Below are 13,107 nucleotides of genomic sequence, written 5' to 3' on the forward strand. Positions count from 1 at the left end.
GTTGGAAACGACGGGTCGCCCTGAGGAGGAGGAAGAATGAACAGAGTCCAGCAGCATCCTCTTCAGAAGGTGCTTGAAGAACGAATCGCCATTATCGATGGCGCGATGGGCACGACGATTCGCACCTACGGCATGGCCGAAGCCGACATTCGCGGAGAGCGCTTCCGCGACTCGACCAAGGACATGCTGAACAACGGCGACCTCTTTTCGCTCACCCAGCCGGGGATGATCTGCGATATCCACCGCCGTTTTCTCGAGGCGGGCGCGGACATCATTGAGACCAACACCTTTGGCGCGACGAGCATTACCCAGAGCGAGTTCTTCGTCGATGACCCCCGTGAGCACGGTGGACGCAAGAATCCCGAGTTTTACCAGAAGATCATTGACGATCCCATGCTGAGCGCCTTGGCTTATGAGATCAATGAGACCTCCGCCCGGCAGTGCCGGGAGTGGGCGGACCGTGTCGGCAACGCGACGGGACGCCAGCGGTTCGTTGCAGGCGCGATTGGACCGCTCACCGTCTCGCTCTCGAACTCTCCCGATGCCGATGATGCCGGTTTCCGTGTCGTGACCTTCGATCAGGTAAAAATCGCCTACATGGAGCAGGTGCGGGCCCTGATCGCGGGAGGCTCGGATCTTCTGCTGGTCGAGACGATCTTCGATTCCCTGAACGCCAAGGCGGCACTTGTAGCGATTCGCGATGTCTTCGACGCGGACGGCAAAGAGTTGCCGGTGATGATCTCGGCGGCAGTGGGCCGGGGCGGCGAGACGCTCATATCGGCGCAGACGACAGAGGCGTTCTGGAATGCGGTGAAGCATGTTAAGCCGCTCTCCGTCGGCCTGAACTGCTCGCTTGGACCTGACCTGATGTATCCCTTCCTGAGCGAACTCTCCGCGAAGGCGGGTGTGGCGATCTCCTGCTATCCGAATGCAGGTCTGCCAAATCCGCTCTCGGAGACGGGCTTCGATCTCGGGCCGCCCGACATGGCGAGGTACCTGGGCGAGTTCGCGCAGGCTGGCTTGATCAATATCGCCGGTGGATGCTGTGGCAACACGCCAGACCATATTGCGGCCATCGCAAATGCGCTGGTTGATAAAGAACCGCGCCGCTTGAAAGCTGCCGCGTTCGATCGCGAGCGTGCGGCGTGAGCGTGGGTGATAGTGCAGTCGACACCATAGAGTTCAAGCCGCTTCGCCTCTCAGGCTCGCAGCCGTTCACGCAACAGCAGGGCGTGTACATCATGCTGGGTGAGCGCACTAACGTCGCGGGATCGCCGAAGTTCGCCAAGCTCATCAAAGAGGGCAATTACGAAGAGGCCGTCAACGTCGCGCGCCAGCAGGTGGAGAACGGCGCCAACGTCATCGACATCTGCATGGACGAGGGCATGATCGACGGCGTCGCCGCGATGACGCGTTACCTGCAGCTGCTGGCCAGCGAGCCCGAAGTCGCAAAGGTACCCTTCATGGTGGACTCCTCAAAGTGGGAGGTCATCGAAGCGGGTCTGAAGTGCCTGCAGGGCAAGGGAATCGTGAACTCCATATCGCTGAAGGAAGGCGAGGAGAAGTTCCGCAAGAACGCCGCCATGGTGTCGAAGTATGGTGCCGCGGTCGTCGTGATGGCGTTCGACGAGCAAGGCCAAGCCGCCACCTACGACGAGAAGATCCGCATCTGCGAGCGCGCCTATAACATCCTCGTCGACGAGGTCGGATTTCCGCCCGAAGACATCATCTTCGATCCGAACATCCTGACCGTCGCGACCGGCATGGAGGAGCACAACAACTATGCGGTCGACTTTATCAACGCCACGCGTTGGATCAAAGAGAACCTGCCCCATGCCAAGGTGAGTGGCGGCGTCTCGAACATCTCGTTCAGCTTTCGCGGCAACAATAAGGTCCGCGAGGCGATGCACTCGGCCTTCCTCTACCACGCGATCGCGGCCGGCATGGATATGGGCATCGTCAACGCCGGCATGCTCGAAGTCTATGAAGAGATCGAGCCGAAGCTGAAGGTACTGGTCGAAGATGTGTTGCTGAACCGCAGGCCCGACGCAACCGAACGGCTGGTGGAGTACGGCGAGACGCTGCGCGGCGCAAGCAGCGGTGCGTCAACGGAGAAGAAGACGGAAGAGTGGCGGAGCGGCTCGGTCGAGGAGCGTCTGTCACATGCCCTGGTGCGCGGCATCGATTCCTACATCGAGATCGACGCAGAGGAAGCACGCGTGAAGCTGGGGCGTCCTCTGCTGGTGATCGAAGGTCCACTGATGGCGGGCATGAGCGTGGTCGGCGATCTCTTCGGATCGGGCAAGATGTTCCTGCCCCAAGTCGTCAAGTCGGCACGCGTTATGAAAAAGGCTGTGGCGCATCTCACGCCTTTTATGGAGGCTGAGAAGGAAGCGATGATCGCCTCCGGCCAGGAGGTAAAGGCGCAGGGCAAGATTCTTCTCGCGACTGTGAAGGGCGACGTCCACGACATTGGCAAAAACATTGTCGGCGTCGTGCTGGCGTGCAATAACTACGAGGTCATCGACATGGGCGTGATGGTCTCGTCGGAGAAGATTCTGGCGCGCGCGAAGGAAGAGAAGGTCGACCTGATCGGGCTAAGCGGCCTGATCACGCCGTCGCTCGACGAGATGGTGCATGTCGCCAGCGAGATGGAGCGCCAGGGGTTCAAGCTGCCGCTGTTAATTGGCGGCGCCACAACAAGTCGCGCACACACAGCCGTGAAGATCGCGCCGCACTACAGTGAGCCGGTCGTCCATGTGCTCGACGCAAGCCGTGCCGTGCCAGTCACGACAAGCCTGTTGAGCGAGGGCGGAAAGGCAGCGTTTGTCGAGCAGCACCGCGCGGACTACGAGGCGTTGCGAAGGAACCATGCCGCGCCGAAGCTGAAGGCCATCTCGCTTGCTACTGCACGCGCAAGACGGTCGCCGATCGAGTGGTGCGCCGACGACCTTCCCGTGCCCGCCTTCACCGGCGTCCGCGTTCTCGAATCGGTTCCGCTGAAGACGCTGCGCGAGTATATCGACTGGTCCCCGTTCTTTCACACCTGGGGTATGAAGGGGATCTATCCGCGCATCCTCGACGATGAGCGCACGGGAGTAGAGGCGCGCAAGATCTTCACCGATGCCAACGTACTGTTGGACAAGATCATCGACAAGAAGCTGCTGACGGCGCGCGGAGTCTTCGGCCTATTCCCTGCGAACGCTGTGGGCGACGATGTAGAGCTATACGCGAATGAGACTGGTGACGAGGTGATCTCGAAGTTTCACTTCCTGCGCCAGCAGGTGAATCGTGAGGGCAGCGAGCCCTGCCGTTCGCTCGCTGACTTCATCGCGCCGAAGGAGACTGGGCTTACCGATTCCATCGGAGCCTTTGCCGTAACGACGGGCATCGGCCTGAAGGCATTGGTAGATGGCTTCCGCGCCGGGAACGACGACTACAACGCAATCATGGCAGAGGCCATCGCCGACCGGCTCGCCGAAGCTTTTGCGGAGTGGCTGCACAAGCAGGTGCGCGACGCATGGGGCTATGGACTGACGGAAGATCTCAAGCCGTCGCAGATGGTCGAAGAGACTTATCGCGGCATTCGACCCGCGCCCGGATATCCCGGCTGCCCAGATCATACGGAAAAAGGCACGATCTGGGAGTTGCTGGACGTAGAAGCGAACACAGGAATCCGCATCACCGAATCGTTCGCCATGTGGCCCGGGTCCAGCGTCAGCGGCCTTTACTTTGGCCATCCGAAGTCACGCTACTTCAGCCTGGGCAAGATCGACAAGGACCAGGTGCTCGACTACGCCGAGCGCAAGAGATTTACTGTCGCTGAGGTTGAGAGATGGCTGGGGCAGAATCTCAACTATGACCCTGTAACCAGATCATCCGCTGCCTAGCAATCGATCTTCAAAGTCTGATCGATGGTGCAGGTCTTCACACCGGTCTTGCCCGGCGTAATCGGAGTCGATTGTGCCAAAAAAGCTTCTTGCGTCGCGGACCGGATGGTGAACACATGGCCATCCGCTTCACCGCCTGAGAGCTGTTCGGGCAGTGTGGTCAGTGCGGTTAGAGAACTTGTGTAAGAGCCCGTTGTGCTGTGATAGGCGATCTCGGCCTTGCCGATGAGCATCAGGTCGTTGGACGCGGCGTTGTCCGCAGCAGCGGCCCTGACCTTCTGGACCGCCGGAAGAAGCAATGCGATCAGCACAGCGATGATCGCAATCACTACCAGCAGCTCGATCAACGTAAAGCCCTTGCTTGCCTTCGACCTCATCTTGTCTGCGATACGCATGCGCTCCTCCTTCAACTCATGGAATAGTGACCTATCAGGAAATTCGTTTCGACCATGTGCCCGTCGCAGACGTGTTCGCTGCCTGCTAGGTCAGGGGCTTCAGCTCCTGGAGCATGGTGGGAATCAACTCCGAGACGGTCGGATGTATGTGCACAGAGCGTGCAATCAGATCGATCGGCTGTTTCGAGTACATGCAGGTCAGCAGGCAATGAATTGCCTCATCTCCGCCAACACCGAGGATCGTTGCGCCGAGAATCTGACGTGTCTCTGCGTCAACCAGTACCTTCATGAACCCCTGCGACTCGCCCTTTTCGACAGCGCGACCCACGCGCGTCATAGGTCGCTTGCCGATCAAAGCCGCGCGACCAGCCTTTCGGACTTCGGCCTCAGTCATACCGATGTGCGCCATCGGCGGATCGATGTAGAGAGCATAAACCGGGAAACGATCCTTCGTTGATCGTGTGCCGTAGTCGAGAAGGTTGTCGGCGACGATCTCGTAGTCGTTCCATGAGGTGTGAGTAAAGGCCCCTCGACCGTTGACGTCACCCATCGCGAAGATCCCGTCGACGTTAGTGCGAAGATGTTCGTCGGTGACGATGTAGCCGTGCTCATCCACCACGATCCCTGCGGCAGCAAGGTTCAGATCATCGGTGTTCGGCTTCCGTCCGATGGCTAGCAGGATGTGGCTGCCTTCGATCTCCAGAGCGCCATGACTGCAGTCCAGTCCGACACCCACATTTCCGGCAGATCCTGTTAGCTTGAGACACTTTGCTTCCAGACGAATCTGGATGCCCTCCGCCTCGAGGATCTCTCGTATTCCAGCAGAAACGTCTTCGTCTTCATGCGGCAGCAGCCGGGCGCTTCTTTCGACGACGGTCACCTCGCTTCCGAACCGGCGAAACATCTGAGCGAACTCCAAACCGATATAGCTGCCGCCAATGACGACCAGGTGATCGGGAAGTTCGTCGAGGTCCAGTATGGTGCTGCTTGTGAGATACGGGACGGAATCCGCACCGTCGATCGAGGTGACAGGGCGTGCGCCGACATTCAGAAAGATCTGCTTAGCTTCCAGTACCTGATCGCCGACACTAACACTCGCCGCGGACTCAAAGCCCGCATGTCCGTGGTAGACGGTGCAGTTGTCGAGGCCCGCCATCCATTTCTCCAGACCCGCGCGCGAGTTGGCGACGATCTGATTCTTGCGCTCGATCACCTTCTGCAAGTTCACACTGACCTCGGCCGCCGCAATGACTCCAAACTCACCGGCACGCCGTGCGACGTGCGCTGTGTGTGCGGATGCAACCATAGCCTTCGTAGGTGTGCATCCCACGTTCACGCAGGTGCCACCAAGCAGCTTCCTCTCGACAAGAGCTACCTTCTTTCCGGCAGCGGAGAGACGGGCAGTCAAAGCCGGCCCAGCCTGGCCTGCGCCGATGACGATTGCGTCATAGGTGATGGGCATTTAGAACCTCACAGCAATGATCGCAAGAATGATCGCGATTGAATCTTCAATCAGCGCTGCTATAAGGGGATTTCCAGTGACCTCTGAAAGATGGCTGCGGAGAAATGAGCCCCCATAGATCCCGGCGACTGCGCCCACCAAGCCGGCAACGATGCCGAGAATGAGCTGTCCGCTGCCGATCCCAATCGTGGCACCGGCAAGTCCTCCCGTCACCAATCTTGTGACGAACTGCGGTGGGACTTTGCGGCTTGGAGTCTTCGGGAGCTTATCGTTCACCAGTTCGCCGATCGCGAAGAGGGTGAAGATGTAAGGCGTGATGTGCGCACCCATGAAAGCCAGGGGTGTGCCCGCGACTTTCACCATCCCCAGGTAGGCAGCCCAACTCACTGCGGCGGGAGCGGTCATCGCGCGCATGCCCGCGACGACTCCTATTAGAAGCGCAAATAGCAAAACCACAGCTTGCTCCCTCGATCTTCTGGAAAGATCAACTCACCTTGAGTTTGTTCTGTTAGTGAGATAACCGTAAACCTCCAGTTGAATCGGGGCAACTTGCTGGCCCGAAGCAGCAATCGGGCAACACGATTAAATGGCTTGATAATCGGCGAATTCACGGTACGATAACGTCGAACCCCTAATCTCAGAACATCCGAAAACTTGCCGAACGGGCCCTGCTGTCGCTACAAAGCGGGTTTGCAATCAAGCTGGTCGATGAGCCGCATACCAGTTGCGAATTTTACGGAAGATCTATTCCAACGATTGAAATCAGCGCTTTTGGAGAGTAGCTCCTCCTTCGATCGGCCTGCATGAAGGCGCTTCCGTCTCGTGCATCAACCCAAATCAACCTTTTTTGGAGGTACGTGTCTTGTCCATCTCACATCTAAAATTCTCCGGGAGTTGGCTCAAAAGATCGTTCGCGTCCATCGCGTTCGTTCTTCTTGCGCTGCCCACTTGCCACAGTGTGCTCGCTCAATCGATTCAAGGCAGCATCATCGGCACAGTGAAGGACACCGCTGGAGCGGTCGTGCCCGGCGCGAGCGTCGTGCTCACCAGCCTTGACCAGGGCACCGTCCGTACCACTACATCGAACGACTCCGGCGACTTCCAGTTCGGAGACTCGAAAGCCGGGAAGTACAGCATCGAAGTGACTCTCGCTGGATTCGAGAAGTGGTCGACCTCAGGGCTCGTTCTGTCCGCCCGCCAGCAGCTCCGCGTAGACCCGTCGCTGGCTGTCGGCAACGTGCAGCAGGAAGTCACGGTCTCCGCCGAAGCGATCGGAGCGATCAACACAGACAATGCGACCGTCAGCGCGGTCTACTCTGCGATCGAAGCTTCGAATCTTCCCGTCAACACGCGCGCCAGCGCGACCGGGACCAGCGCCTACAACATCATCGGAACCCTGCCCGGCGTTCAGGCTGATCACAAGCAATTTTCACTGCAGGGCGGTCTTCCTTTTCAGGCTGATGTAACTGTCGATGGCATCACCGTGAAGAGCGCTGGCGGCGGCGATACTCCGATCGCGGACGCATTTCCATCGACCGAGGCGATCTCTGAAATCCGCACCGATGGCGCGCAGAACAACGCCGAGTTCGGTTCCCCCGGTGAAGTGACCATCACCACCAAGGGCGGCAGCAACACCATCCATGGTTCAGCATTCTGGTACCACCAGAACGCGGCCTTCAATGCGATCAACTACACCTACAACACCACGACGACCAAGCCCAAGCTCGTCGCCAACACCTATGGTGGCAGCTTCAGCGGCCCGGTCGTCATTCCACACCTTTACAACGGGCACAACAAGACGTTCATCTTCGGCGACTACGAAGGCTGGCGTCATCCCGCACAAGAGACTGACTTCTACAAAGTGCCCAGCACGCTGATGAAACAGGGCGACTTCTCCAAGTACACGTCAGCCGGATTCACCGGCCTGAAGAACCCGTTCACCGGCGGAAGCTACGGGACCAAGCTGCCTTCAGTCAACGCCGCCGCGGCCAAGCTGCTCTCGTTCTACCCCGACCCCAATATTGGCGACCCTAGCGCCTATAGCGACGACGACACATCGAACTACCAGGTCAACAAGGATATCAGCGCTCACTCTGACCAGTTCGACATCCGTGGCGATCAGTACATTGGAGCGAATCAGAAGTTCCTTCTGTGGGGACGCTACAGCTATAAGAACTACCCCCAAAACTCGGCCGTGACTCTCGGAGTTCCTTCCGCACAAAACACCAACATCAACCACGTGCTGAAAATCAGCGCTAACTACACCATCACCCCTAAGATCATCAACGAGTTCAGCTTCGGCTTTGTCCGGTCAAACAGCGGCAAGAGCAATAGCTTCGACGGCAAGGCATTTACAGAGGGACTTGGCCTGAACGGTCTGCAGAACCTCTTCTATAACGGTATTCCGGAACTCGACTTCCACAACATAACTAACCTCGACGCAGACCGTCTCAGCTCGGTCGGCAGCTCCAAGACGTACGTCTACACGGACTCACTCAGCTGGAACAAGGGTCACCACGACCTCCGCTTCGGCTTTGAGATCCGCACGCTGGAGTCGGTCTCCGCGCTCGGCTTCAATGGCTCCGATAACTACGGCACCTTCCAGTACAACACCCAGGCCAGCGCCGGCCTCTTCACCGGCGTCGACTTCGCGGACTTCCTCTCAGGACTTCCCTACCAGACGTTCTACGACGTCGTAAGCCAGGACAACGACGGTAAATCCAATCACTACGACTTCTTCGCGCAGGACCAGTGGAAGCTTACCAACCGACTCACTCTGAGCTACGGCCTGCGGTACGAACTGCATCCCGGCTACTACGATGTTCATGGTGACATTGGAAACTTCGACCCGACAGTGGCTGGATCCGGCGCCTCTATCTATCCCGATGGGCATGCTGATCTGTTGAACAACGATTTCCTCCTGAGCGCGAATGCCTGCAGCCCCTATGGCAGCAAGAGCGGCGGAGCAACGATCAACGGCGCGCCCTGCATGCCTGTACTCGCTGCAAGCCAGTCAGGCTATCCTTCGGGCCTGAAGAAATACCCGCACCTCCGCTTCATGCCGCGCTTTGGCTTTGCCTACAAGCCGTTCGACAACGACAGAACCTCTATCCGCGGCGGTTACGGTATCTACAACAACAACCTGCTAGGATCCAGCTTCTACTCGCTTACCGGAACGCTGCAGGCAGGCACCACGCAGTACACCAACACGCTGACCAACGGAACTCCTGGCTACCAGTGGCCGAACATCTTTGCTGGCGCGGGTAATGGCGGCGGTGCGACCAACTACGGTCAGGACTACTTCGGTACCGCAAACAGCATCGACTGGAAGGACCCTTACACCCACCAGTGGTCGCTCAGTGTGGACCACTCCATCGGCTCGGGCTACGCGGCGCGCGTCTCGTACATCGGTTCAGAGACGATTCACCTCGTCTTTGCACCGGATGAGAACACGCTTCCATTTTCAACCACTCTCTCCGCCAACAACGCGCCGTTGAGTGCTCGCCGCTTCCCAAACTGGGGCCGCATCAACACTCGCGACACCAGCGCAACCGCCAGCTATCACTCGCTCCAGGCCGAACTGTCGCACCGCTTCCAGCGTGGCTTCCAGTTCGACTCCTCCTACACCTATGCCAAGGCCCTTGCAGATAACGAAGGTCCTGGAAACAACATCGGATTTGCGGGTGAGAACGGTGGAAGCCGCGCCACCTCGATCCTCGACAAGCGCGCTGATTATGGCGATGTCTTCGGCACCCGCCGCAATCGCTGGAATACGACAATGGTCTATGAGCTTCCCTTCGGCCGCGGCAAGCAGTTCGGCTCCAACATCTCCCGTGTCGCGGACCTCGCGTTCGGCGGATGGCGGATCTCGAACATCTTCCTCTGGCAGTCGGGGGCGTTCGAGACGCCTTACTACGGAAGCGGACAGGGCGACCCGTCCGGCACCGGAGCAGGCCTCAACGGCACGCAGACCGGTTTCGATGGCGGCCATCGCAGCCAATATCCTGACCGCGTAGCGGGCGTTTCCATCAATCCCAGCAACCGTAGCCGCAACGGCTGGGTCAACACCGCTGCATTCACCTGCCCGGGCATGGCCGGGTATGTCGTCAATACTGGCGAGGCCTGCACCACGGGTCTCGGCGATGTGACGAACTCCGATGGAACGGTAACCCACTACGGAGCTCCAATTGGCCGCTTTGGCAACGCACGCCAGGGATCGATCATTGGCCCCGGAACCGTGAACCTCTCTTCCGGCATCAGCAAGGTCTTCGCGATCACCGAGCGCGTGAACCTGCGGGCTGAGGGAACCTTCACCAACGTCCTCAACCACACAAACTTGGGCGATCCGAACCTAGACATCAGTTCGAAGACCTTCGGACGCATCAATGGAGTCATCGGATCGAGCAGCAGCGGAACCCCGGGATCAGATCCTGCGGGAGCACGAAGTGGCCAGGTCTCGATGCGGTTGGACTTCTAACCCGGCTGCCACAACAGCAATGAAAAGTGAGGGGAGGCCATAGGCCCCCCCTCACTTTTTGCATCCACCGACGGCTACTTCACGACTATCTGCGAGGCCACGCCGTAAAATGGTTGCTGTGGCGATCAAGTCCAGCCATAGACCAAGTCACGTGCCTGTCGCGCGTGAGGCACACTCTCGCAAGACATCGGCAGCGCAACCATCTGCCCATCACCGGAAGGAAGACCATTGTCCGAACTGCCAAACAAGCCTGCAAATAAGCCAGCCAACCCCCACTTCTCCTCCGGCCCATGCGCCAAGCGGCCCGGCTGGAGCTCGGCCTCGCTGGCCGATGCGCTGGTCGGAAGATCGCACCGTTCGAAGCCCGGAAAGCAGAAGCTCCAGGAAGTCATCGAGCTGAGCCGCGAGATCCTCGGCATTCCGGCCGACTACCGCGTCGGAATCGTTCCAGGGTCGGATACGGGTGCCGTCGAGCTGGCACTTTGGACGATGCTGGGAGCGCGCGGCGTCGACGTTCTTGCCTGGGAGAGCTTCGGGAAGGAGTGGGTCACAGACATCACGAAGCAGCTCAAGCTGACCGACCTGAACCTTTACGAGGCCGACTACGGAGATCTTCCGGACCTGACGAAGATCGACTCGGCGCGTGACGTCGTCTTCACCTGGAACGGAACTACCTCAGGCGTCCGCGTGCCGCACAGCGACTGGATCTCCGACACGCGTGAAGGCCTTACGATCTGCGACGCGACGTCGGCGGCGTTTGCCATGGATCTTCCGTGGAAGAAGCTCGATGTGACAACGTGGTCGTGGCAGAAGGTGTTGGGTGGCGAAGGCGCACACGGCATGATCGTACTGAGTCCGCGTGCGGTGGAACGGCTTGAGACATTCAACTCCGGCCGCCCGTTGCCGAAGATCTTCCGCCTGGTCAAGAGCGGAAAGATCATCGAAGGCATCTTCCAGGGCGAGACGATTAACACGCCTTCGATGCTGGCGGTAGAAGATGCGCTTGACGGCTTGCGATGGGCGAAGTCTATCGGTGGCCTACCGGAGCTCATTCGACGCTCTGAGAGCAATCTCAAGGCAATCGTCGACTGGAAGGGTCAAAGCACCTGGGTCGACTTTCTGGCAACGCAGCCGGAGACTCGGTCCTGCACTTCGATCTGCTTGAGGATCGTTCATTCGGAGTTTGTAGCCTGGGAGCCAGCGAAGCAAGCATCATTCCTGAAGTCCGCGATCGGGTTGCTGGAACAGGAAGGCGTTGCCTTCGATATCGCCTCGTATCGCGATGCGCCGCAGGGCCTGCGTATCTGGGGTGGAGCGACGGTGGAGACAAGCGATATCGAGGCCCTGCTTGCATGGCTTGACTTCGCCTTCGAAGAGATAAAAGCCAAACTAGCCTAGTCCTTTGACCAGCAAAGGAAAGCCCGCAGACACAGGTTGGAGGTGTCGGCGGGCTTTCCTGTTGCAGGCTCTGATGAACGCCGACGATCGCCTACATGCAAAAGAGATTTCTTCCATGCAGCCGTTTAGTTGGGCATGAGCGAGCCCTGGAAGATCCTGATGTACATCGCGGCGGATAACAGCTTGTTCGACCACGCGTTGGTCAGCCTTCGTCAGACAATCGAGGCGAGTCGGCTTGGCACCTCGGAGATCCTGGTTCAATTCGACGGTCCCGATCAGGACTCCGCAGCTCGCTTCCGTGTCGCTGGAGGCCGCAAGGCGGTCGAGTGGGAGGCACCTGCAGGTTACACAGCTGATCGCGCGAAGCGACTCGAACACTTCCTCGACTGGGCGGCCGAAGACGATAAAAAGAGTGCCGGCAAGAGTCCCATCTTTCTCGTTCTGTGGGGGCATGGAGCCGGCCTCGACCACGTCTATGTGTACGCGACGGCCTCAGCGCCGACCGACGCTCTGCCTCCCAAGGCGGGGGTGAAGGACTTCTTTGACGCGGGTGACGCCAACATCTACGTCAAGGACATCGCTCTGGCTCGAGTCTTCAGGGACTTCACGAAGAAGATCGGTCGAAAGATCGATGTTCTTGGACTTGACGCATGCCTGATGGGACTCGCAGAAATTGCTCACGAGGTCCGCGAATCGGTGGAGATCATGGTCTCGTCGGATGAAGATATTCCCGACGCAAGCTTCCCCTATCGCGAGATTGTCGGCGCAATGGAGACCAATTCCAGCCTGGACGGTAAGACGCTTGCGCAGCTCATCGTAGACAAGTACGTCGCCACCTACAACCCGGCCAAAGACACAACCGCGGTCTCGCTGAGTGCACTGGAATTGTCGACCTGCGACGCATTCGCGGCCGAGTTCAAGAGCCTGGTGAAGGCCTTACTCGCGGGGCTAACAGAAGAGACTTCAGAGAATCGTATCGTTCGTGCCCGTGAGTTTTCGAGAACTCAATCCGAGCCCACGTACATTGATCTCTTCGTCTTCCTCACCGAGCTGACGGAGTCATTCGACAGATCCTCAGATATCTATCGGCACGCGGGGAACTCGCTGCACCATCTGTATATTCTGCATCACCGTGCTGCTCCCAAAGACGAGATGATCAACAGCCACGGGCTCGCGATCTACTTCCCCAAAAACCTTGATCCTGAGCAGGTTGCCGCGGCGTCGCCAACTATATTTCCGGTCCAGCCGGCCGCAAGCGAAACATTGCCAGCGCCCCAGGGCGGCGGCGTGAAGACGCCTCCGCACATTCCGGACAAGAGCGTGCTTCTGCCCGGAGGGGCCACGCTGCCCATCAAGAGCTACCAGATCCTGTGGAGCGAATACATCAAGCTGGAGTTCAACCGGACGACGGGCTGGTCGACGCTGGTTCGCTTCTTCCTTCCTGAGATCCCCAAGGGTCTGTAGTCGCCGGAGCAGGAGGCTATA

At 58.8% G+C, this 13,107-nt stretch carries 8 protein-coding genes; 5 read left to right on the forward strand and 3 right to left on the reverse strand.

Translation table 11 applies throughout. The features are described 5' to 3' along the window. Positions 1-36 precede the first annotated feature (36 nt). Positions 37-1,149: a homocysteine S-methyltransferase family protein gene (locus tag HDF16_RS21245; protein WP_184221361.1), complete on the forward strand. Its 1,113-nt coding sequence runs from the start codon at positions 37-39 to the stop codon at positions 1,147-1,149. 2 nt (positions 1,150-1,151) lie between these two features. Beyond that, positions 1,152-3,890 (forward strand): methionine synthase, encoded by a 2,739-nt coding sequence (gene metH, locus HDF16_RS21250; protein WP_348641377.1) that lies wholly within the window; start codon positions 1,152-1,154, stop codon positions 3,888-3,890. Here metH and HDF16_RS31305 read toward each other — a convergent pair. The 3 genes from HDF16_RS31305 to HDF16_RS21265 all read right to left on the reverse strand — a co-directional run bounded on the left by HDF16_RS31305 (position 3,887) and on the right by HDF16_RS21265 (position 6,161). Further along, positions 3,887-4,285, reverse strand: coding sequence for a type II secretion system protein (locus HDF16_RS31305; protein ID WP_281383529.1), 399 nt, complete (start codon positions 4,283-4,285; stop codon positions 3,887-3,889). The two genes, metH and HDF16_RS31305, sit on opposite strands and share 4 nt — an antisense overlap. An 85-nt stretch (positions 4,286-4,370) precedes the next feature. Next, positions 4,371-5,747 (reverse strand): FAD-containing oxidoreductase, encoded by a 1,377-nt coding sequence (locus HDF16_RS21260; RefSeq protein ID WP_184221365.1) that lies wholly within the window; start codon positions 5,745-5,747, stop codon positions 4,371-4,373. Further along, positions 5,748-6,161, reverse strand: a complete 414-nt coding sequence (locus tag HDF16_RS21265) for a DUF4126 domain-containing protein (protein ID WP_221312982.1) — start codon at positions 6,159-6,161, stop codon at positions 5,748-5,750. A gap of 448 nt (positions 6,162-6,609) precedes the next feature. Between HDF16_RS21265 and HDF16_RS21270 the strand changes: the two genes are divergently transcribed. From HDF16_RS21270 to HDF16_RS21280, 3 genes are all read left to right on the forward strand, one after another. Continuing rightward, positions 6,610-10,224, forward strand: coding sequence for a TonB-dependent receptor (locus tag HDF16_RS21270; protein ID WP_184221369.1), 3,615 nt, complete (start codon positions 6,610-6,612; stop codon positions 10,222-10,224). 228 nt (positions 10,225-10,452) lie between these two features. Then, complete coding sequence (locus tag HDF16_RS21275) at positions 10,453-11,622, forward strand: phosphoserine transaminase (protein ID WP_184221372.1); 1,170 nt, start codon at positions 10,453-10,455, stop codon at positions 11,620-11,622. A gap of 135 nt (positions 11,623-11,757) precedes the next feature. Beyond that, entirely contained in the window at positions 11,758-13,086 is a 1,329-nt protein-coding gene (locus tag HDF16_RS21280) for a clostripain-related cysteine peptidase (RefSeq protein ID WP_184221374.1), read from the forward strand. The last annotated feature ends 21 nt before the right edge of the window (positions 13,087-13,107 follow it).

This window comes from Granulicella aggregans (genome assembly GCF_014203275.1).
GTDB lineage: Bacteria > Acidobacteriota > Terriglobia > Terriglobales > Acidobacteriaceae > Edaphobacter.

Excerpts from the sequence above, each read along its gene's own strand:
- HDF16_RS21245 (WP_184221361.1), top strand. The coding sequence starts at position 37 with ATGAACAGAGTCCAGCAGCATCCTCTTCAGAAGGTGCTTGAAGAACGA.
- HDF16_RS31305 (WP_281383529.1), bottom strand. The coding sequence starts at position 4,285 with ATGCGTATCGCAGACAAGATGAGGTCGAAGGCAAGCAAGGGCTTTACG.
- HDF16_RS21260 (WP_184221365.1), bottom strand. The coding sequence starts at position 5,747 with ATGCCCATCACCTATGACGCAATCGTCATCGGCGCAGGCCAGGCTGGG.
- HDF16_RS21265 (WP_221312982.1), bottom strand. The coding sequence starts at position 6,161 with ATGCGCGCGATGACCGCTCCCGCCGCAGTGAGTTGGGCTGCCTACCTG.
- HDF16_RS21280 (WP_184221374.1), top strand. The coding sequence starts at position 11,758 with ATGAGCGAGCCCTGGAAGATCCTGATGTACATCGCGGCGGATAACAGC.